Source organism: Bifidobacterium reuteri DSM 23975, from assembly GCF_000741695.1.
Lineage (GTDB): Bacteria > Actinomycetota > Actinomycetes > Actinomycetales > Bifidobacteriaceae > Bifidobacterium > Bifidobacterium reuteri.
On the sequence record NZ_JGZK01000003.1, the window covers coordinates 333,075 to 354,468 of the forward strand.

16 protein-coding genes are annotated in these 21,394 nt (G+C 60.5%); 11 read left to right on the forward strand and 5 right to left on the reverse strand.

The genetic code is table 11. The features are described from left to right. Positions 1 to 88 precede the first annotated feature (88 nt). Both BREU_RS04065 and BREU_RS04070 read left to right on the forward strand, forming a co-directional pair. Positions 89 to 2,422, forward strand: a complete 2,334-nt coding sequence (locus tag BREU_RS04065; protein WP_052382019.1) for a S8 family serine peptidase — start codon at positions 89 to 91, stop codon at positions 2,420 to 2,422. A 348-nt stretch (positions 2,423 to 2,770) separates the two neighbouring features. After that, a complete protein-coding gene (locus BREU_RS04070) occupies positions 2,771 to 4,993 on the forward strand; it encodes an elongation factor G (RefSeq protein ID WP_044090053.1) in 2,223 nt (740 codons plus the stop codon). Positions 4,994 to 5,077: 84 nt separating this feature from the next. Here BREU_RS04070 and BREU_RS04075 read toward each other — a convergent pair whose 3' ends face one another. After that, positions 5,078 to 5,728: an alpha/beta hydrolase gene (locus BREU_RS04075; RefSeq protein WP_044090052.1), complete on the reverse strand. Its 651-nt coding sequence runs from the start codon at positions 5,726 to 5,728 to the stop codon at positions 5,078 to 5,080. 323 nt (positions 5,729 to 6,051) lie between these two features. Between BREU_RS04075 and BREU_RS04080 the strand changes: the two genes are divergently transcribed. From BREU_RS04080 to BREU_RS04100, 5 genes are all read left to right on the forward strand, one after another. Next, positions 6,052 to 7,284 (forward strand): trans-sulfuration enzyme family protein, encoded by a 1,233-nt coding sequence (locus BREU_RS04080; RefSeq protein ID WP_044090051.1) that lies wholly within the window; start codon positions 6,052 to 6,054, stop codon positions 7,282 to 7,284. Positions 7,285 to 7,395: 111 nt separating this feature from the next. Next, the gene (locus BREU_RS04085) at positions 7,396 to 8,628 is read left to right on the forward strand and encodes a trans-sulfuration enzyme family protein (RefSeq protein WP_044090049.1); all 1,233 of its coding nucleotides are present in this window, start codon (positions 7,396 to 7,398) and stop codon (positions 8,626 to 8,628) included. A gap of 376 nt (positions 8,629 to 9,004) precedes the next feature. Further along, positions 9,005 to 10,066, forward strand: coding sequence for an ABC transporter substrate-binding protein (locus BREU_RS04090; RefSeq protein WP_044090048.1), 1,062 nt, complete (start codon positions 9,005 to 9,007; stop codon positions 10,064 to 10,066). 222 nt (positions 10,067 to 10,288) lie between these two features. Beyond that, positions 10,289 to 11,437: an ABC transporter permease gene (locus BREU_RS04095; RefSeq protein WP_081886536.1), complete on the forward strand. Its 1,149-nt coding sequence runs from the start codon at positions 10,289 to 10,291 to the stop codon at positions 11,435 to 11,437. Next, complete coding sequence (locus tag BREU_RS04100) at positions 11,434 to 12,267, forward strand: ABC transporter ATP-binding protein (protein WP_081886537.1); 834 nt, start codon at positions 11,434 to 11,436, stop codon at positions 12,265 to 12,267. Before BREU_RS04095 ends, BREU_RS04100 begins: the two co-directional genes overlap by 4 nt. A 299-nt stretch (positions 12,268 to 12,566) precedes the next feature. Here the strand turns inward: BREU_RS04100 and BREU_RS04105 are convergent, their stop codons facing one another. Next, a complete protein-coding gene (locus tag BREU_RS04105) occupies positions 12,567 to 13,889 on the reverse strand; it encodes an O-acetylhomoserine aminocarboxypropyltransferase/cysteine synthase family protein (RefSeq protein ID WP_044090047.1) in 1,323 nt (440 codons plus the stop codon). A 479-nt stretch (positions 13,890 to 14,368) separates the two neighbouring features. Between BREU_RS04105 and BREU_RS04110 the strand changes: the two genes are divergently transcribed. The 4 genes from BREU_RS04110 (at position 14,369) to BREU_RS04125 (ending at position 18,614) form a co-directional block, all read left to right on the forward strand. Further along, entirely contained in the window at positions 14,369 to 15,748 is a 1,380-nt protein-coding gene (locus BREU_RS04110; protein WP_052382020.1) for a M20/M25/M40 family metallo-hydrolase, read from the forward strand. A gap of 202 nt (positions 15,749 to 15,950) precedes the next feature. Then, a complete protein-coding gene (metK, locus tag BREU_RS04115; RefSeq protein WP_044090045.1) occupies positions 15,951 to 17,144 on the forward strand; it encodes a methionine adenosyltransferase in 1,194 nt (397 codons plus the stop codon). Next, positions 17,141 to 17,881, forward strand: a complete 741-nt coding sequence (locus BREU_RS04120) for a methyltransferase domain-containing protein (RefSeq protein ID WP_044090044.1) — start codon at positions 17,141 to 17,143, stop codon at positions 17,879 to 17,881. The genes metK and BREU_RS04120 overlap by 4 nt, the downstream gene beginning before the upstream one ends. Before the next feature lie 4 nt (positions 17,882 to 17,885). After that, positions 17,886 to 18,614, forward strand: coding sequence for a class I SAM-dependent methyltransferase (locus BREU_RS04125; RefSeq protein WP_044090043.1), 729 nt, complete (start codon positions 17,886 to 17,888; stop codon positions 18,612 to 18,614). Between the two features lie 61 nt (positions 18,615 to 18,675). On the opposite strand, the gene BREU_RS04130 is transcribed toward BREU_RS04125, so the two are convergent. From BREU_RS04130 to BREU_RS04140, 3 genes are read right to left on the reverse strand one after another with little or no spacing between them, the layout of a single operon-like run. Continuing rightward, a complete protein-coding gene (locus tag BREU_RS04130; RefSeq protein ID WP_081886538.1) occupies positions 18,676 to 19,557 on the reverse strand; it encodes a MetQ/NlpA family ABC transporter substrate-binding protein in 882 nt (293 codons plus the stop codon). Next, positions 19,547 to 20,224, reverse strand: a complete 678-nt coding sequence (locus BREU_RS04135) for a methionine ABC transporter permease (RefSeq protein WP_044090042.1) — start codon at positions 20,222 to 20,224, stop codon at positions 19,547 to 19,549. The genes BREU_RS04130 and BREU_RS04135 overlap by 11 nt, the downstream gene beginning before the upstream one ends. Then, the gene (locus BREU_RS04140; RefSeq protein ID WP_181161787.1) at positions 20,221 to 21,357 is read right to left on the reverse strand and encodes a methionine ABC transporter ATP-binding protein; all 1,137 of its coding nucleotides are present in this window, start codon (positions 21,355 to 21,357) and stop codon (positions 20,221 to 20,223) included. The genes BREU_RS04135 and BREU_RS04140 overlap by 4 nt, the downstream gene beginning before the upstream one ends. Positions 21,358 to 21,394: the final 37 nt, after the last annotated feature.

A 21,394-nucleotide genomic window follows, 5' to 3' on the forward strand; every position in this document is an offset into this window, starting at 1 on the left:
CGTTACCTGGATGTATTCTGCCAGCTATCGACGGGTTCGTGTGAAGGGAATTGTGCGAATCATGTCGATGTGACAGAGGAGGAAGTCCATGCAGCAATCTGCATTCACCAAGAAAATGATATCCGGCTTCGCCGCGATCGCCATGGCAGCGTCGTGCGTAGCCGTTGGCGCGGTCGGATCCGTGGCGTACGCGGCTGATGCCACACCCGTCTATTCGCCGGTCGAACCGTCCGACAACCCGCGCAACTATGCGGTGAACCTGCCGGAAGGCGCCACTGAGGCGCAACTCAAGGCTGCCGTTGATGAAGCCGTGAAGCTGGGCGGTGTGGCGCTGTCCCAGTACCCGCAGTTCGGCACGTTCTTCGTACAGGCGAAGTCGAAGAGCTTCGCCAAGGATTACGCCGAGGCTGCCACTGAGGCCGGCATCAAGGTCGACTCCGTCGGTGCAACGCGTCAGGCCTATGTGACCGGTGACGAGGATGTGATCGACAAGGATGGGGCCAGCACGTTCTCGCTGAACACACCAAGCAACGCCGGCCAGTTCGACAAGGAGAAGTCGTTGGCCTCCGACCCGTACACCACGGCGGACATGGCTTGGGGCGTGCTCGCCCTCGGTGCCGACAAGGCCAAGGAAGTAACTGACAAGGATGTGCCGCTTGCGCCGGTCACCGTCGGCGTCATCGACTCCGGTGTCGACTACCGCCATGAGGACTTCAAGAACACGGACGGCACCAGCCAGATCGATTTCGACAAGTCCGTTGATTGCTCGGTCAATGGCATCCCCTCTCAGGAGAAGGTGAATGTCGACGGCCAGGAGGTGTACCCGTGGCGTCCCACCGCAAGCTCCCACGGTACGCATGTCGCCGGAACCATCGCCGCCGCATCGAACGGCAAAGGAGTGGACGGCGTGGCCCCCAGCGTGAAGATCGCCGCCATCAAGGCGATGAACGACGGCGGTTTCCTGTACCCCGAATACGTCACTTGCGGTTTCGTCTGGTCCGCCGAGCATGGCATCGACGTGACCAACAACAGCTATTACTCCGATCCGTGGGAGTACTGGGTGCCGTCTGATCCGACGCAGACCGCCGGTTATGAGGCAGTCCGCCGCGCCGTCGCCTACGCCACGGCAAAGGGCGTGACCAGTGTCGCCGCCGCAGGCAACTCCGATCAGAACATGGACGATCCCGCTCCCGATTCGGGAAGCCCGGACGATGTGGCCGACGCGAACAGCGGTGAGCCGTATGCCAACGGCGATGGCAAGTCCATCATCAAGAACCGTGACGTCAAGGACGGCATCGACATCCCCGCAAGTCTGCCCGGTGTCGTGACCGTCTCCGCAGTAGGCGAGACCGAACGGGGCAAGCTCGGCAGCTACGAGCGCGCCAGCTTCTCCAACTACGGCACCGAGTCGATTGATGTCGCCGCACCCGGCGTCAACATCGCCTCCACTGTCGATCCTGATATCGATGGCGGTGACTACGCCTACTACAGCGGCACGTCGATGGCCTCCCCGCACGCGGCGGGCGTCGCGGCACTTATCAAGGCCATCCACCCCGACTTCACTCCTGCGCAGGTGCTTGACCTTATGAAGAAGCAGGCCGCCGTCAATTACGCTCAGCTGGCCGACCCCGCCAAGAGCGACAACAAGGAATATCGCGGTGCCGGTCTGGTGAACGCGTTCACCGCCGTCACTAAGGATCAGCCCAAGCCGACTGTCGCCGATGCCGAATACTCCACTGACGGCGGTGCGACCTGGAAGCCGCTCAAGGATGCGACCGTCACCGGCAAGGCCACGGTTCGTGTGAAGGCCACCGGTTCTGTCAGTGTGCTCTCGCTGACCGTGGCCGGCAAGACCGACACCGTGAAGGCCGAGCAGAAGACGCATGACAACGCGCTGACCGCCAGCGTGGACGTCGACTTCACCGCCGATGGCGACCAGAGCGCCGAAATTACCGCGAACGGTCTGAACGACTACAAGGATGCTGACGATGACGTGACCTCCACCGTCACGTTCAAGTCGGTTGCCGACCCGGCGAACCTGCCGGCGACCGCTGACAGTATCGCCTCGCTGAAGAAGGATACGGCCGATGCATCCGCCAAGAAGCAGTCCGACTATACGGCCGACTCGTGGACGCGCTTCGCCGCCGCCAAGCAGGCTGCGGCTGACGTGCTCGCCAAGGGTGACAAGGCTACTCAGGGCGAGGTGGACAAGGCTGCAGCCGAGCTGAAGGCCGCCAGCGACGCGCTGGTCAAGGCCGAAGCCGGCAAGCCGACTGAAACCAAGCCGACGCAGCCAGGCAAGCCGACTCAGTCCAAGCAGCTGACTGAGACCGGCTCCTCAGTGGCCGTAGTGGCGGCCGCCGTGCTTCTGCTCGCAGTGGCCGGCGTGAGCCTGATAGTGTGGCGTCGCCGTCGCGCCTGAAACGGTGGGCGGTCTGAGCGGATTCTCCGATTGACGGCCCGCCCCTGAGGTGCAGAAGAGCGCCCGTCCCCATCTTGGGCCGGGCGCTCTTGGTATGTGGGACGAGCTCACGCTGAATGCACGTCCCTCGTGAATGGTTGGCGGCGTGGCCGATGTGTCACGTTGCTGTGGCCGTTGCCTCATTGCCGGCTCTGAAGAGGAACCATGAAACGGCCGGGAATCACGGCGTTCGGTTCGCGGCGCAGATCGATTTCATGCTGCATGGATATATTGGTGGGGCGAACAACGCGTTGCCGGGATGGTCGATGGGACTGTCGTCACGCTGGCACCGAACGGAAATGGGGATGAATGAAGCGAATCGTGGCGGGCATTGTGGCCCATGTGGATGCCGGCAAGACCACGTTGTCCGAGGCGTTGCTGTACCGCACCGGCGAGATTCGCAAGCTGGGCCGCGTGGATCATGGTGACGCCTTCCTCGATACCAATACGTTGGAGAAGGCCCGAGGCATCACGATTTTCGCGCATCAGGCGCTGGTGGAGCATGGACAGCTGGCGCTCACCTTGCTGGATACGCCGGGCCATGTGGATTTCGCCGCGGAGACTGAACGCGTGCTCACGGTGCTGGACTATGCGATTCTCGTCGTTTCCGGCACGGACGGGGTGCAAGGCCATACCGAGACGCTGTGGCGTCTGCTGGCACGCTATCATGTCCCCACGTTCATCTTCGTCAACAAATGCGACGCCGCCGGTTTCGACCGTGACGCCGTGCTCCGGCAGTTGCGCAAACGGTTGAGCGATGCCGTGGTTCCGCTGCCCTCCATGGACGTACGGCAGCATGATGGGAAATCGGCATCAGCCGCCACGGTGGAGTTCGGCGATATGGTCGAGGACATCGCCACACTGGACGAGCAGGCGATGGACGAATATCTGGATATGGGTTCCGTGACCTTGGGGCGAGTGCGTCAGATGATAGCCGACAGGGAATTGTTCCCCGTGTACTTCGGATCGGCACTGAAACTCGATGGTGTGGATGACCTGCTGGATGGTATGGAAACCTATACGCAGGAGCCGCGTTGGGCTGAGGATTTCCGAGCCAAGGTGTTCAAGATCGCCCATGACGGTCAGCACAATCGACTGACCTGGCTGCGGGTGACCGGCGGATGTCTCAAAGCCAAGGAGATCGTCAGCGGCAACGACCCCGATGGGACGGCGATGCAGCATGCGGCCGACGAGACGCAGTGGCATGAGAAGATCGATCAGGTGCGCGTCTACAATGGCGCCAGATTCGAAACGGTGACCGAGCTGCCGGCTGGTGCGGTATGCGCGGTGACCGGTCTGACTCGTACGTTTCCCGGTGCAGGGCTCGGCTCGGAGCTGGATGCCGGAGCGCCGGCATTGCAGCCGGTGCTGACCTATACGGTCCTGCCTGCCGGCGCGGGCGCGACGGAAGCGAAGGAATCGGCATCTCCAGTGAACAACGGCGGCTCTGCGAGCGACGGTGACCGGTCGAGCGGCTCCGGTGCCGATGACGGCGAGGATGATGTGCCTCAGGTTCCGGCCGTACGCCCGACATTCGACGATCTGACACTGCACAAAGTGCTGACGGCATTGAGGGAACTCGAGGACGAGGATCCGCTGCTGCATGTGGTGTGGGTGTCCCGTCTTGAGGAGATTCACATACAGCTGATGGGTGCCGTGCAATTGGAGATCATCCAGCAGACGCTCGCCGAGCGGTTCGGCCTCCATGTGGATTTCGGCGCCGGATCGATCCTCTACCGTGAGACGATCACCGCTCCGATTGAAGGCGTCGGCCATTTCGAGCCGCTTAGGCATTATGCCGAGGCTCATATCCTGCTGGAGCCGGGGGAACCGGGCAGTGGCGTAACCGTATCGTCGGCGGTCAGCGAGAATGACCTGGACCGCAACTGGCAGCGGCTGATTCTCACCCATCTGACCGAGCGCGAGCATTTAGGCGTGCTGATCGGAGCACCATTGACCGATATCCGTATGACGTTGGTGGCCGGCAAGGCGCATCTGAAACACACGGAAGGCGGAGACTTCAGACAGGCCACATATCGCGCCATCCGCCAGGGATTGATGGAAGCGCACGCGGGAGTGACGGGACATCCTTCGACTCCGGTGGAGGAACGGCCTGATACCAGCAAGCCTGGCAACTGCCGTGTTCTGGAACCGTGGTATCGCTTTACGCTCGAAGTGCCCAGCGCCATGATTGGCCGGGCGATGAGCGACATCCAACGCATGTCGGGCACGTTCGACACGCCTGCCGATGATGGCGAGTACGCCACGGTGACCGGCAGCGCTCCCGTCTCCGAGATGCGTGACTATGCGATGGAAGTCAGCCAATACACTCACGGACACGGGCGCTTCTCCGCCACATTCGGGGGATACCGTCCATGCCATGACGAGAATCTGGTGATTCGTGACGCACATTACGATCCGGAATCGGACCTGGACAACACCCCGGATTCCGTATTCTGCGCGCACGGTGCCGGCTACCCGGTGAAATGGTACAAAGTGCCTGAATTCGCGCACGTCGATTACGCGCAATGAGGCATACGCCGCCCGTGAAGCACCAGATGATTGTTTCACCGGATGTTTCACGGGCAGCGGCCGGTGCATGGAGCAGAGGGGCTGCTACCAGATCTGCGGACGGATGAAACCGTTGGATTCGAGGAAGCGCTGAATGTCGCGCATCTCCGGCATGTTCATCGAATGCGCCATGCCGGGATAGATTTGTTCAGTAAGCTGGCTGTGCTCGCGCCAGAACATGCTCATCGCAGCCACATCGGATGCCGGGAAGATGTCGTCGATGGCGCCATGACCATAGAACACCGGACGATCGAGCGTCTTCAACTCGACATCGCCTGCGACCGGACCGGGTGCCAGCCATCCGGAACAAGAGACGGCTGCGGCATAGCGCTCGGGGTTGAATCGCAGCATATGGCAGGCGAGCAGACCGCCCTGCGAGAACCCCATGGTGATCACGGGTCGTTCTGCAGGGATGTTCGCGGCGACCCAGTCGTCGATGGCCTGTGCGGCGGAGTGTGCCTGTTCATCGAGAGAAGCGCCCTCGGGAACGCCTTCATGCGACCAGGAGCCGAACCACGTGTATCCCATGCCATAGGCGATAGGAGCCTGCAGACTGGCGTAGTCAGCGGAACCGGCTCCACAGTAGTTGAGCAGATCAGGCAGATCGTATTCATTGGAACCCCAGCCATGCAGCAACAGGAACACCGGATCGGTCTGCGAACCCTTCAGACGGGTCAAAGCCTTGGTAACCTTCATGCTTCCACAGTCTAGTCGAGCCGGGTCGTAAGTTCGTTGAATATTGGAGGCTCCCCTTGTCAGGGGAGCTGGCCCGCGAAGCGGGACTTAGGGGTAGTCAATTGATCAACGAACTTACGGCGCAGCATACTAGTCAGGCCTGCCGAAGCATCCCATAGCATCCCATAGCATCCCATAGCATCCCATAACCAACACGTATAACCAAGGCCTGCCAAGACCGGTGTTTTTGCGTTATCGTCGAAGACGTGCCAAGCGAGGAGGGGCCTCGACCATAACAGGCACGGCGACAACATCGCAACGAGACACCGTAGGGGAGGTGCGCAATGACCAGGTTCAACACTCAGCTCGTCCACGGACTGCCGGTTGATGACAACAACACCGGAGCCGTGAACCCGCCGATCTACAACTCAACGACATATGCCTTCGAGAGGGTCGACGCGATGCCCCGCTACGACTACGCGCGAAGCGGCAATCCTACCCGCGACTTCCTGGAGCGTCAGATTGCCCAGCTCGAACAGGGCACGCGAGGCTTCGCATTCGCATCCGGCTTGGCGGCGATCCACGCCGTGCTCTCCATCTTCAAGCCGGGCGACCGCATTGTGGTGGGCGACAATATCTACGGCGGCACCTACTCGCAGCTCAACGAATTCTTCACCCGCTGGGGTCTCAAGGTCGAGTCCATCGACACGCAGGACCTGGAAGCCCTGACGGCAGCCGTCCAGGGCGACCCCGCGAACGGCATCGCGCCAGCACAAGCCGTCTACTTCGAAACCATCACCAACCCGCTGCTCAAGGTCAACGACGTGCGCGGCATCTCCGCAGTGGCCCACCGGTATGGTGCGTTGTCCATCGTGGACAACACGTTCGTGACCCCATACCTGCAACAGCCGCTTGCACTTGGCGCGGATATCGTGATTCACTCCTCCACTAAGTATCTTGCAGGCCATTCCGACGTGAACGCCGGTCTGGTGGTCGTCTCCGGCGAGGAACTCGCCAATCGTATCTATTTCGCTCAGAACCGTCTGGGCGGCGTGCTGGCGCCGGCCGAATGCGATGCGGTGCGTCGTGGCATCCAGACGTTGGCGCTGCGTATGGACCGCCAGCAGGAGAACGCGCTCGCGGTGGGCCGATACCTGCTGGCCCATCCGCTGGTCAAATCCGTCCATTATCCGGGACTGCCCGGAGCAGGCGACCAGCGTCTTGCCTCCAAGGGCTTGAAGGGCGCAGGCGGTGTGCTGAGCTTCGAAGTGGTGCCCGGTGTCGACCCGGCCGATGTGCTCAACAACCTGCATGTCTTCCGTCTGGCGGTCTCGCTTGGCGCCGTCGAGTCCCTGGCCGAGCTGCCGTGTCGCATGACGCATTTCGAACTGCCGCGCGAGGAACGTCTCAAGGTCGGCATCACCGACGAACTGGTGCGTCTGTCCTTGGGCATCGAGGACGCCGCCGACCTCATTGAGGATCTGGGCCAGGCGTTCGAGATCGCCTACGAGGAGTACATCAAGCGCCATGCCGAAGCCGATGTATTCAGCCAACTGACTTCGGGCGCATTCGCCTGAGGATGCATGCGGCCATCTTCCAGAACACGGCCGCATGCCGCATGACTATCCGATTCGCGTCGATTTCGATTCATCCGACCACTGCACATAACACGAAAGGGAATACCACTGATGACAAGGTTCAACACGCAGCTCGTACATGGTCTGCCGGTTCATGACAACGATACGGGAGCGGTGAACCCGCCGATCTACAATTCCTCGACGTACACGTTCCCCTTCGTGGGCGCGACCCCGCGCTACGACTACGCGCGAAGCGGCAATCCGACACGTGATTTTCTGGAGCGTCAGATCGCGCAGCTGGAGCATGGCACGCGAGGGTTCGCGTTCGCATCCGGTCTGGCCGCGATTCACGCGGTGCTCTCCATCTTCCAGCCGGGCGATCGCATCGTCGCTGGCGACAACGTGTACGGCGGCAGCTACTCGCAGTTGAACGACCATTTCACCCGCTGGGGTCTTCGCCTGACTACGGTGAACACCTCCGACGATTTCGAGCGGCTGGAACGCGCCATCAGCGGCAACGGTGATACCGCGCCGGCCAAGGCCGTGTATTTCGAGACCATCACCAATCCGCTCCTGCAGGTCAACGATGTGAACCGCATCGCCGCCATCGCCCACCGGTACGGTGCCCTGGTGATCGTGGACAACACGTTCGTGACCCCGTATCTGCAGCAGCCGCTCGATCTCGGTGCCGATGTGGTAATTCATTCCGCCACCAAGTATCTTGCCGGCCATTCCGATGTGATCGCCGGACTGGTGGTCACCTCCAGCGAAGATCTGGCGAACCGCATCTACTTCGCGCAGAACCGATTGGGCGGCATTCTGCCTCCGGCGGAATGCGATGCCGTGCGTCGTGGCATCCAGACGCTGGCCCTGAGAATGGACCGCCAGCAGAGGAACGCCGCAGCCATCGCGCAATATCTGCTGAAGCATCCGCTGGTCAAGAAGGTCAACTATCCGGGATTGGGCAAGGACGGCGACCGTGAGCTTCAAGCCAAGGGCCTCAAGGGCGCCGGCGGCGTGCTGAGTTTCGAGGTGAAGGATGGCGTGGACCCCGCAGTGGTGCTGAACAACCTGCACGTGTTCCGTCTGGCGGTCTCGCTCGGTGCTGTGGAGTCCTTGGCCGAACTGCCCGCCCGTATGACCCATTTCGAACTGCCGCGCGAGGAACGTCTTAAGGTCGGCATCACCGACGAGTTGATTCGCCTGTCTGTGGGCATCGAGGATGTGAACGACCTTATCGAGGATCTGGGCCAGGCTCTGGAGAAGGCCTATGAAAGCCTTGACGATGATCGGCGTGAGTCCACCGAAGGTATCGACCAGCAGATTGACAGTCTGCTGTCCTGAAACGCCACAGAGATGGATTGGGGCGAGCGTCATGGAAGAGTAAAGCCAACGCGGCGCCGGTAATCCATTTCATGAATATGCGCGATGCTCCTCATGGTGCATCGCGCATATTCATATCTTGTATATAAGCGAATCATATACCCCGCTATCCAATATACGGAACTCAAAAACGTTGAAATCATGCGGTTGCCGCAATCCTACGCGGTACCATGAAAGTACTTCGCACGGCACGTGGAAAGGTTGGAATCAGAAGCCACGGGATCGTCGGGGGACGGAAGCGATCTGCTTCCGCGTATCTACCACATTGAGAACCATCAGGAAGTTATGTCTTGGCATGCGGCCAAGCAAAGGATGGCTCAGAGAGGGGTTGGGGATCATGCTGAACAAGCATCGTCTCATCATGGAAGGCACCGCCATTTTCGGTGTCCTGCTGACAGTATTGACATTCGGCGGTTGTGGCGTGAGCACCTCCGCTCCGTCCAGCAACACGGCAAGTTCCGACAGCTCGAACTCCCAGACCGCCGACTACAAATACGGCACTGTCGAATTCCCGAAGTCCAGCTCGCTGTGCAGCTCGCCTATCGGCATCGCCCTGGCAAAGGGCTTCTTCAAGGAGGAGGGCATCAACGCCAAGCTGGTGACCGCCGACACCGAGACCCGCAAGGTCGGTCTGGACACCGGCCGCTTCGCGGTGACCAACGGCGACTTCCAGTTCTTCCCGTCCATCGAGAACGGCGTGAAGACCAAGGTCGTCGGCGCACTGAACAAGGGCTGCATCAAGATCGCCGTCAAGAAGGGCTCTCCGATCAAGACCGCCCAGGATCTCAAGGGCAAGACCATCGGTGTCGATGAGATCGGCGGCACGCCGTACGAGGCCGCGAACCTGTGGCTCGGCGATGCCGGTCTGAACGTCGACCAGAAGAACGGCGATGTGAAGTACCTGCCGTTCGATGATGCGAACCTCGAGTTTGAGGCACTGCAGAACGGCCAGATCGCCGCCGCCGCCCTGTGGGATCCGCTGCCCACCATGCAGGAGGAAAAGGGCACCGTCGACATCATCTTCGATCTCGGCACGAATCCGCAGTTCGCTAAGCGCTTCTGCTGCTTCCTCTACGGTTCCAAGAAGATCATCGACGAGAAGCCCGATGAGATGGCCGCCATCATCCGTGCGCTCAACAAGGCCCGCGACTACATCGCCCAGCATCCTGAAGAGTCCGCCGATCTGGTGATGCAGAACAAGTACTCCACCATCAACGACAAGGCGCTGATCGTCAAACTGTTCAAGAGCTATGACTACGGCGTGAAGGACAACGAGCAGGCCCAGATCCAGGACGACGTGAAGTTCTTCTCCGAAGGTCTGAAGTCCATCGGATTCCTGAAGACCGACAACCCGGATGCGTTCGCCGATCAGGTCTACCAGAAGATCGACCTGAGCTGACGCCCAACGCCAACGTCATCAACATCATGACGGTTCGCTCCGAATATGCGGTTCGCATTCGCATGCAATGGTTATGACATAAGCATGCGTGAGCCGATGTTCGGGGCGTTCCGCCCTGATATTGCAGAACAGACACCGGAATCGGTGCCGGAGCGGGACGCTCACGACAATCAGTGGAGTATTCACAACAATCAAACGTCATTGGAAGGAAACCCGGGAACAATGAGCAGTATCACAGCTGAAGCGGTCGGCCAGCCGATCTCGGCCTCAAGGCTTGACGCGCGCGATGCGCAGCAGGGGACGGCTCAGTCGGAATCAACAGCTCTGAAGAGCGGCAGCGTCGGTGCTTCGGCGACTCCTTATGAGGCAGGTTCCGCGAAAGTGGCGCGCACTGTACCATATCCGATCGTCGTGGCGTTCTCCGTGGTGGGATTCGTCATCGCAGCCATCGTCAACGTGGTCTTCCCGCAAATCGCACCTGTGCAATTCAAGCAAGGCCAGATCTGGATTTTCCTGCTCAACGGTCAGGAAGCCTACCTGTTCCTTCTTGCGGCGCTGGTCGTGCTGTATGTCATCATCGGCGCGGTCGATGCGCGTGACCCGGTGTCCGCCGGACGGTATCGGTATCGCGCGCAGTTCCGTTTCGCCATGGGACTGCTGTTGGCGCTGTGGGATGTCACCGGCACCAAACTCCAGGTGCTGCCGCAGCCGTTCTTCCCCGGTCCCGCCCAGGTGCTGGAACCGTTTGTGACCGATGGCAACTACATCGCCTTGAACACGTTCTATTCGGTACGTCTGTTCGCGGCCGGTTTTGTATCCGGCGTGGTACTGGGTGTGGTGACCGGCGTGCTCATCGGATGGTTCGCCCGCGCCTACTACTGGGTGTTCCCGTTGCTGAAGATCACAGGTGTGATTCCTGCGGTCGCGTGGATGCCGTTCGCCTTGACCCTGATGCCCACCCCGTTCATCGCGGCCGTCTTCCTGCTGCTGATCTGCTCCTGGTTCCCGGTGGCGTTCCTGACCGCTCAAGGCATCCAGAGCACGCCGAAGATGCTGGTCGAAGCGTCGCGCACATTGGGCGCCCATACGCCGTACATCCTGTTCCATGTGGCCATTCCGAACGCCATGCCCAGCATCTTCACCGGCATCGGCATGGCCAACAGCCTTTCCTTCCTGACCTTGGTCATTTCCGAGATGATGGGTCAGCCCGGTGGCCTTGGCTACTACATCGATCAGGCCAAGGAATGGTCGGCATACAACGAGATTCTCGCGGCGATCGTGGTGATGGCCATACTGTTCTCCTTGATCATGAAACTTGTTGAACTCATCCGCGGCCGTGTGCTGCGTTGGCAGAAGGGACTGGTGAAATGAGCGCTGCAACGGCGACCGAAACTCAGGGGCTCTCCGGGGCTCCAGTGGATACGACGAACGGCAACGCGCCGCTGATCTCCATCTCGCATGTCGAACGTGATTTCGTCGGCGATGACGGCAGCGTCACGACGGCGCTGTCCGACGTGAACCTCGATATCCGCAAAGGCGAGCTGATCTCCATCATCGGCCCTTCCGGCTGCGGCAAGACCACGCTGCTGCGTTTGATTTCTGGATTGGACAAGCCGCAGCGTGGCGAAGTGTCGTTCAAAGGCCGTCGGATCGAGGGGCCGAACCCCGAGCGTGGCTATGTCTTCCAGCAGGGCAGTCTGTTTCCTTGGCTCACCGTGGAGGAGAACATCGCGTTCGGACTCAAGGCTCAGGGCAAGTACAAAGAGCACAAGGACGAGGTCGCCGAATACATCGCCAAGGTCGGCCTGCAAGGATTCGAGAAATCGTATCCGCACCAGATTTCCGGCGGCATGGCGCAGCGCGTGGCCATCGCACGCGCTCTGATCGACCATCCCGAAGTGCTGCTGCTCGACGAGCCGATGGGCGCGTTGGACTCGTTCACCCGTGCCGACCTGCAGGATCGGCTCCTCGATTTGTGGGAGAAGTACCACATGACGATGATTCTGGTGACGCACGATGTGGATGAGGCCATATACCTTGGCAATCGTGTGGTCATCATGACGCCGCGGCCGGGTCGCATCAAGGAGATTGTGCCGATCGAGCTGGCCCAGCGCGACCGTGTATCCGACGATTTCACCGCATACCGCAAGCAGTTGCTCACCAAACTGCACTTCAATGTGCACGCCGCCCACAACGACTGATTCCCATTCGGCACTTACTTCGGCTCCCCTCCATTATCGATATGGAGGGGAGCCGAAGCCGTATCGGAACAAAGTCCGTAAGCATATGGAAAAGGCGACCCATGCAGGTCGCCTTTTCCATATCGCCTGGTATGCCGCGTCAGCAATTCGTCATATTATGCCCTTGTCAGGGGAGCTGTCGGCAAAGCCGACTGAGGGGTAGTCGAACATACGTTACAGCTGTCTGAACAAAGCTGGTGACTACCCCTCAGTCCCTACGGGGCCAGCTCCCCTGAGGGGAGCCGAAACAAGTTCAGGAATCAGGCATAGACTTTCTGGAACGCCTGCTCCAGATCGGCGATGATGTCGTCCGGATTCTCCAGACCTATCGACAGTCGGATGGTGGTGGCGTCCACTCCGTTGATGGTGCGCGCCTCCTGCGTGAATTCGCGGTGCGTGGTGTTCACCGGATCGACGATCAGCGAGCGGGCGTCGCCGATGTTCGCCAGATAGCTGAACAGTTTCACGCTGTTGATGAATGCGGCGGTCTGCACGGCACCGCCTTCGAGTTCGAAGGACAGCACCGACCCGATGCCCAACGGATAATGCTCGGCGACCAGATCCGCCTGTGCGCTTCCGGGCAGTCCGGAATAGTTGACTTTGGTGACATGCGGCTGCTGCGACAGGTATTTCGCCACGGCGGTGGCGGACGCTGTCTCCTTCGATACACGCTCGCTGAGCGTCTCCAGGCCGATCAACTGCAGATACGCCTCGAACGGGCCCAAAACCGCACCGGTCAGACGCAAATACTTCAACCGCAGACGGCGGATGAACGCCAGAGGCCCTGCCGCCTCGGCGAAACTGCGCGGTGCGCGGCCTGCCGCCTCGCCAAGGATGTACTCAGGCTCGGTGAATTGCGGATACCGGCCGTTCGCCCAATCAAACGAGTCGCCGGAGGTCACCACGCCGCCGATGGCATTGCCGTGGCCGCTCAGCGCTTTGGTGGTGGAATACACGACGATGTCCGCGCCATGTTCGAGCGGGCGATAGAGATACGGTGTCGGCAGCGTGTTGTCGATGATGAGCGGGATGCCATGGCGATGAGCCAGCTCGGCCAGCGCCTCGACGTCGGTGATGACCGTGGTGGGGTTGGACACCGATTCGGCGAAAATCGCCTTGACATCGGTGTCTCCCGTATTGTTCGGATCGCCGATCAGCGATTCGATATGATCGATGTCATTGATGTCCTCCACGAAGTCCGTATGCACGCCGAACTGCGGCAGCAGGGTGCGCAGCGAGTCGAACGTGCCGCCATAGACGTCATAGGGCGCGATGATGCGGCCGCCGCCTTCAGCAGCGTTCAGGATCGCATAGGTGATCGCAGCCATGCCGGAGGCGACCGCCACCGCCTCCTTGGCGCCGTCGAGCTCGGCGATTCTCTTCTCCAGGAACGACACTGTGGGATTGGAAACCCGGGAGTACAGGAATCCTGGAATGTCCCCGTTGGCCACATCATGTCCGCGCTGCGAATTCTCCAACCAGAATGCCGCATTCGAATAGATGACCGGCGTCACGGAGTCGGCGTTGGCGCCGGGGTCGAACCCGGCATGCACCTGTGACGTCGCGAATTGATGATCAGACATAAACCCCTTCTTTGCAATGGCCGTGCGACGGATCCGAAGATACGTGGTCGCTGGATACATAGACGCTTCCCGACATCCCCGGCCGGAAAGCCATGCCACACAATCTATCAGCTTCCAAGGTGTGCCGTTCCGGGCTGCCAATCGGTAAAATTTATGATGTCATCAATGAAATGATTATGGACGGCGCCGCTGTGTGATTGGCTGTGCGATTGGCTTATATCCATTGCTTATGGCGCACGCATGGGCGCTGCTTATAGCGCGTGCGGAGGGCTGCGCCGTCGGCGTTGCGATCATGCCGAATGTGAGCCGATTCTATATTTCTCTTATACCTTCATGCCCGGTGACACAGGGGATTTGTCGTTTGACGAGGCCTCGGAGCAACCCATACCATGCAGGCTAGGTAACGTCTCGCAATCAATGCAACGTCTCGCATGTCTTGGGGAAGCACATGCGGGCGGACTCGTGGAAGGGAATATGCCGTGACGGCAATCAACGAATCGAATGTCATCGCAACCGCAGCCGGAGATGAAGCCATCGGTTTTCTTCAGGACCTGATCCGCTTCGATACGCGCAACAACGGTGACGGCACCTGCAACGAACGGCCGGCGGCCGATTGGGCGGCGGAACGGCTGCGCGAGGCGGGCATCGAATCGACCATCATCGAAAGCGCCCCAGGGCGGGCGATTCTTGTGGCTGAAATCCCGGGTGAGGACCAGACTCTGCCGACACTGCTGGTGCATGGGCATCTTGACACCGTGCCGGCCAATCCCGATGACTGGTCGGTCGATCCGCTTTCCGGGCTGATTGCCCCCGATGAGGCGGGTGTCGAATGCGTCTGGGGCCGCGGTGCCGTGGATATGAAGGACATGGTCGCGATGTCGCTTGCCGCCATCCGTGCGCTGGTCAGGCGTGGGGTCAGGCCCCGTCGCAATGTGCGATTCGTATTGCTTCCCGACGAGGAGGCCGGCGGGCATATCGGTTCGGATTGGGTGGCCGAGCACCGCCCGGAAATCTTCGCAAACATCGGATATGTCATCAGCGAGACCGGAGGCTTCTCCGACTATGTCAACGGCAGGCGCGTCTACTATGTGCAAGTCGGTGAAAAAGGCACGCAGTGGTTCAGACTCGAGGCGCAGGGCACTCAGTCCCATGGGTCGCAGATCAACCATGACAATGCCGTGGTGCGCGTCGCCGAAGCCGCAGTGCGCGTCGCCGAATACGAGTGGCCCGTCGAACTCAGCCCGGTGACACGCGCGTTGTTGGACGGTCTGAGTGAGGTCAATGGCCGGACGGCCGATGCCAATGCCAATGCGGCAGACGCCTCCTATGCGCCTGCCGACATCCAGCGGTTGGCGCAGTCGGCCGGGGCGACCACGCCGTGGGTGGCATCTTCGTTACGTAATACGTTCAATGTCAGCTCCATCGACGCCGGAAGCACGGTCAACATCGTGCCGGCCAAAGCGACGGCACTGGTGGATGGCCGCGCGCTGCCCGGTCAGGAGGATCTTCTGGTCGACACCCTGAAACGACTCGCCGGACCGGGCATCACCGTCACCCCGATACACCGCAGCAGCGGGTACCTCACCGAGCCGGATGCCGAGCTGTTCACCGGCATCACCGCGGTATTGCATGATCTGGACCCCGATGCCGTGGTGCTGCCGTTCCTCTCGTCCGGCGGCACCGACAGCAAGGAAGTCAAGCAGGTCAGCCCCGAGGCTCAGGCGTGCGGGTTCATGCCATTGCAGGTGCCCGAGGGATTCAGCTATATCGCCCAATTCCATGGCATCGACGAGCGCGTGCCGGTGCAGGCGCTGCGCTTCGGCGAGCAGGCCCTGGAACGTTTCATCGCAGAATTCTAGTGTTCCGTCTCGTATTTGGTTAAGGGTGCTGGCCCCCTCTGACGAGGGGGCTGTCAGCGAAGCTGACTGGGGGAGAGACGGAAGCTGAAGTCCTCAATTATCAGCGAGACAGGCCATCAGAAATACAGTGAGATTTAATCATTCCAACGTACACATCAATTCGTGCATACAGATACAACCACAACACAGAAGGGAACACACCATGACCAGACTGCTCACCTCCGAATCGGTGACCGAAGGGCACCCTGACAAGGTCTGCGACATCATTTCGGACTCCATCCTCGACGCTTATCTGACACTCGATCCGGATTCGCGCGTCGCCGTGGAGACCTCCGCCAAAGACGGCCTCGTGGTCGTGGAAGGCGAGGTGTCCGCGCCCCGCACGCTGGACCATGTGGCCATCGTGCGCAAAGCCATCGCCGACATCGGCTACACGGATGCCGCCAGCGGCCTCGACCCCGAAGGTGCAGGCGTGATCAACAACATCCGGCCGCGAGAATTCGACAGCAACGACGGCGGCGCATGGGGCAACTACGGCGATGACAAGCAGATCAGCAAGGAGGAGGCCTACAACACGTTCGGCGGCGACCAGGGCCTGATGGTCGGCTATGCGGCCGACGACACCAAAGCACTGCTGCCGCTGCCGATCTACGCCGCCAGCCGTCTGGCCGAGCGTCTCGCCTACGTACGCAAGAACGGCATCATCCCGCTGCTGCGCCCCGACGGCAAAACGCTGGTCTCCGTGGAATACGCGAACGACGACATCACTGATCCCCGTGCGATTCGTCATATCCTGATCTCCACCCAGCACTCCGACAGGATCGCCGTCGAAGAAGTGAGGGAGCAGGTGCGCAAGGAGGTGCTCGAACCGGTGCTCGCCACTCTGGATGTGGACGCATCTGAAGCGGAAGTGGTCATCAACCGTTCGCCGTTCATCAACGGCGGACCCAAGGCGGACGCCGGTCTGACTGGACGCAAGATCATCGTCGACACCTATGGCGGCATCGCCGGTCACGGTGGCGGCGCGTTCTCCGGCAAGGATCCGCGCAAGCCCGACCGCTCCGCCGCCTATGCCGCGCGCTGGGCAGCGAAGAACATCGTCGCCGCAGGCCTCGCGCGCCGCGCGCAGGTGCAGCTCGGGTACTTCAACCGTGTGGCCAAGCCCATCACCATCGACGTGGAGACGTTCGGCACCGAGACCGTGGATCGCGAGAAGATCCAGCGCGCGGTGGCAGACACTTTCGACTTCCGTCAGCTGGCCATCATCGACGAGCTTGACCTGCGTCGTCCCATCTACCGCAAGACCGCGGCATACGGGCACTTCGGCCGCGATGACGCCGACTTCACGTGGGAGCGCACCGACAAGGTGGAGGAACTTCAGAGGAACATCAAATGACCGATGCGTTCAGACACGAGTACTTCGACGACTTCGAACGCGACCATCCCAACATCTTCGCGGCGAAACTTGGCCTGCTCCGAACGGCGATCACGCTCGACGGTACGCGGGATATCGGTTATACGGTGTCGGTAGGAGCCGGCACCGGTTCATACGAGACCGCCCTGCGCAGCGACGGCCTCGTCGTCGACCGCATCATAGAACCGTCCGCGAACCTTGCCGCCGAGGCCCGCAGCCGGGGATTCGACGTCACCGAGGCGCTCGCTCAGGATGTGCCGGTCGCGGACGAATCAATCGACACTGTTTTCTACAACGGCAGCGCCTTCGGATTCATCGACGAAGCCACCCTGCGCGACCTGTTCCGAGCCCACTGGCGGCAGCTCAAACCGGGCGGCGTGCTCGCCCTGCTCGACGTGCCGCCCGCCAGCGCGCTGGGACTCGCAGTGCAGGCGTCATTCCGCATCGCGGGGGAGTCGTATATCGGCGAAGTGCTGCGGTCCAGCTGGTACAGCGCCGACACCCCGCACAAGGAGTATTGGCGCACCACGGAGGAGTACCGAGCGTTCCTCGAGGACGGCGGCTTCACTCAATTCTTCACCTGGCAGACCCTGCGCAGGCATCTGATCTACCAGAACGACGCCGTCGAACCGGTCGTCGAAGGGTATCAGGAAGGCAGCTACGTGGCCTTGGTAGCACGTAAAGACATCGAATCAGACCATCACATCGATCGGAGATAACACCATGGGAGAACCATTCATCGACCGATATCAGGACAACGGGCGGATTCTGGACGAGACGTGGCAGGCCCGGCCCAACATCTATGAATCACGGCTGCGTCTGCTGCATCGCGCGTTGACCACCAAGGAGCCGGGCAAGATCCTGTCCATAGGCATCGGCTCGGGCATCTTCGAAACGCTGCTGAGCGAACGCTACGGCATCACCGTGGCGGAGGCCGTGGAGCCTTCCGCAAGCCTCGGCGCAGAGGCAAAGGCCAAAGGGATCAACGTCGTGCAAAGCACCGCCCAGGAATACGACTATGCGGGCGCCCCCTACGACACCATCGTCTACAACGGGTCAAGCTTCGGTTTCATCCCGGACGATGAAATCGAGGCGACGTTCTCCCGCAACCGCGAGGCGCTCGCCGATGGTGGGCGCCTGGTGCTCACCGATGTACCGGAGGAGAGCGCGCTCGGCATCCTCCTGCAGTTCGCCCAGAAGTATGAGATAAACCGCAACGATCTTGACGATCTGCTCGTGGGAACCACGTTCTTCAACCTCGATACGCATGCCTACAAGCCGAACTGGCATCCTATCACCTGGTACGTCGCGCTGCTGGAGCGCATCGGATACCACGATCTCAGGTTCTTCCAGACCGTGCTCTCCAATCCTCCCTATCAGAAGGACACCGTCGAGGATCCGATTGAAGGATACACCAAGGGCAACTACGTGGCCATCGTAGCCGAACGCTGATAGTCAGCCTATGAAAAAGCCTCTCCGTAAGGAGAGGCTTTTTCTGTACAGCTGTCTGTCATCACCACGTCGGGATTTCAGCGCCCTTGGACTCGTTCTCCATAAGAACGCGGACATTGTCCTGATGATAGGCCTTGATGATGTCCTTGTAGGCCTGATTGTCCTTATCCTTGGTGCGGGCCACGATGACGTTGATCCACGGCTTGTTGACATCCTTCGTGGGGTCGGGGTCGATCTTGAAGATGGAGTCCTTCTCGGGGCTCTTGCCGTAATCGACCACTGCGTTGGCATTGGCGATGCCGGCTGCCGCATCGTCTAGCGAGCTCATGATCATGTTGCGGTCAGTGGGCACGATCTCGATGTTCTTCGGATTGCTGGTGATGTCTTCCTGCGCCGGGTAGACGCCCTTGGCTGGGTCGTTCTTGTCGGGGTCGACCTTGATGACGCCGGCTTCCTGCAGCACGATCAGTGCGCGGCCTCCATTGGTCACATCGTTGGGGATGAGGACCTTGTCGCCATTCTTCAGTTCGGAGACCTTCTTGATCTTGTTGGAATAGATGTTCAGCGGGCTGATGTATGCCTCGCCGATCACCGTGAAGTCGTAGCCCTTCTCCTTGATCTCACCGTTCAGGAACGCATAATGCTGCTGTGCGCTCAGGTCGACATCGCCGGCTTCAAGGGCCTGGTTGCCGAGCACGGCGCTTTTCATGGCCACTGTCTTGACCCTGACCTTGGATCCCTCGGATTCCAGGTTCTTGTTGACCTGGTCCCATAGCGGGTCATCGGTCGATGTGGTCAACGCGACCTTGACGGTGGTGACGCCGGAGGCGGAGGACGAGCCGCAGGCAGCAGCCGTCAGCAGCACGCCCATTGCGGAGATGATGGCAAGTCCCGTCCGGATACCGGTGAACACGCGTGAGCGAATCGATGGTTTAATGTTCATTCTTCCTCCCAACTAAGGTTCCAATGGTCTGGATGATGGTGATGAAAATCAGCAGGGCGATGACCGCCGCGACTGTGACATCAAGCTGGTTGCGCTCGAAGCCGTAACGGTTCGCGTAATCGCCGAGGCCTCCGGCTCCGATGGCGCCGATGACGGCGATCTCGGAGTTGAAGCTGATGCAGGTGATCGTGGTCACTCGCGCCAGGCCCGCGATGCTCTCGCGCAGGTACACGTGCCAGATGATCGACAGCGGCCCGAAGCCCATGGATTGCGCCGATTCGATGAGCGTCGGGTTCAGCCCGTTGAACACGGATTCGACCTGACGAGAGAAGAACGGTGTGATGCCCACGATCAGCGGGAAAATCGCGCCTTCCACACCAATGGCCGTGCCGGCGATGAGACGGGTCAGTGGGAACAGCAACGCGATCATGATGACGAACGGAATCGAGCGGCATAGGTTGACGAGCTTGTCGAGGAACTCGAACACCGGCCGGTTCTCCAGCAGGCCGCCTTTCTTCGTCACGGCGAGCACCAGGCCGAAGAAGATGCCGAAGACGAACCAGAACGGTGATGCGATGAAGAACATCTGCAACGTCTCGATCAGCGACTCGACGAAGACGTCGGGGTTCTCCATCACATGCGGGAACAAAGTCTCGAGAACACTCATCGTGCATCCTCCTTGTCATGGTCGTGGTTCGCGGCCGTGGCCTCGACCGCGGTAGTCTCGTCGGCGTCGCTTTCTGCTGCCGCCACGTCACCGGGTTCGATCAATGTGGTGCGGATGCCTTTGCCTTTCAGGAACTCGAGCGCCTGATCGATCTGCTCGTCGCTGCCCTTGTATGTGGCGACGATGCTGCCCAGTGGGTAGCCGTCGACGATGTCGAGCGAAGCGAACAGGATATTGACGGTAAGGCCGAAGCGCGTCGAAATAATCGACACGAGTCCTTCCGAGACGGTCTTGTCCACGTACTGCATATGGATCAATCGCTCGCCCGGTGCAGCGGCAAGCAGCGGCGAACGCTTGGCGATGAGCTCGTAGATGCGGCTCAGGCCAGTCGAATTCGAGACGAATCGACGGGTCAGGTCGGCCTGCGGATCCGAGAACACGTCGAACGAGTCTCCCTGCTCGACGATCGTGCCCTTGTCGATGACGGCGACATCCGTGCAGATCTGCTTGACCACATCCATCTGATGCGTGACCACGATGATGGTCAGATGAAGCTGCCGGTTCAGACGTTCCACCAGTTCGAGGATCGTCTTGGTGGTGTCCGGGTCAAGTGCGCTTGTCGCCTCATCCAGCAACAGGATTCGCGGATGGTTGGCCAGCGCGCGGGCGATGGCCACGCGCTGCTGCTGGCCGCCGGACAGCTGCGACGGATAGGACCGTGCATGGCTTTCCAGTCCGACGAGCTGCAGCAGCTCCTTGACACGGGCCTTTTTCTGTTCGCGGCTGAGACGCGACTTGCGCAACGGCAATGCGACGTTGTTCTCCACGGTCCGCGACGGCATGAGGTTGTACTGCTGGAACACCATGCCGATGGATTTGCGCAGTTCGCGCAGCTCAGCCGGTTTGAGCTTGGGAACATCCTTGCCCAATACGGTGAGTTGGCCGCCGGTGATGGGTTCCAGGCCGTTGAGGCATCGGACCAACGTGGACTTGCCTGCACCGCTCAGTCCGATGATGCCGAAGATGGAGCCTTCCCGGATGGTCAGGCTGACATCCTTGAGCGCCGTGTACGGACCGTTCGCCGTGTTGTAGGTCTTGCTGAGATTGTTGATCTCGATGATGGTGTCCGCCATCTGGCAATGTCCCTTCTGTCTGGCTGATCGCTGTTCC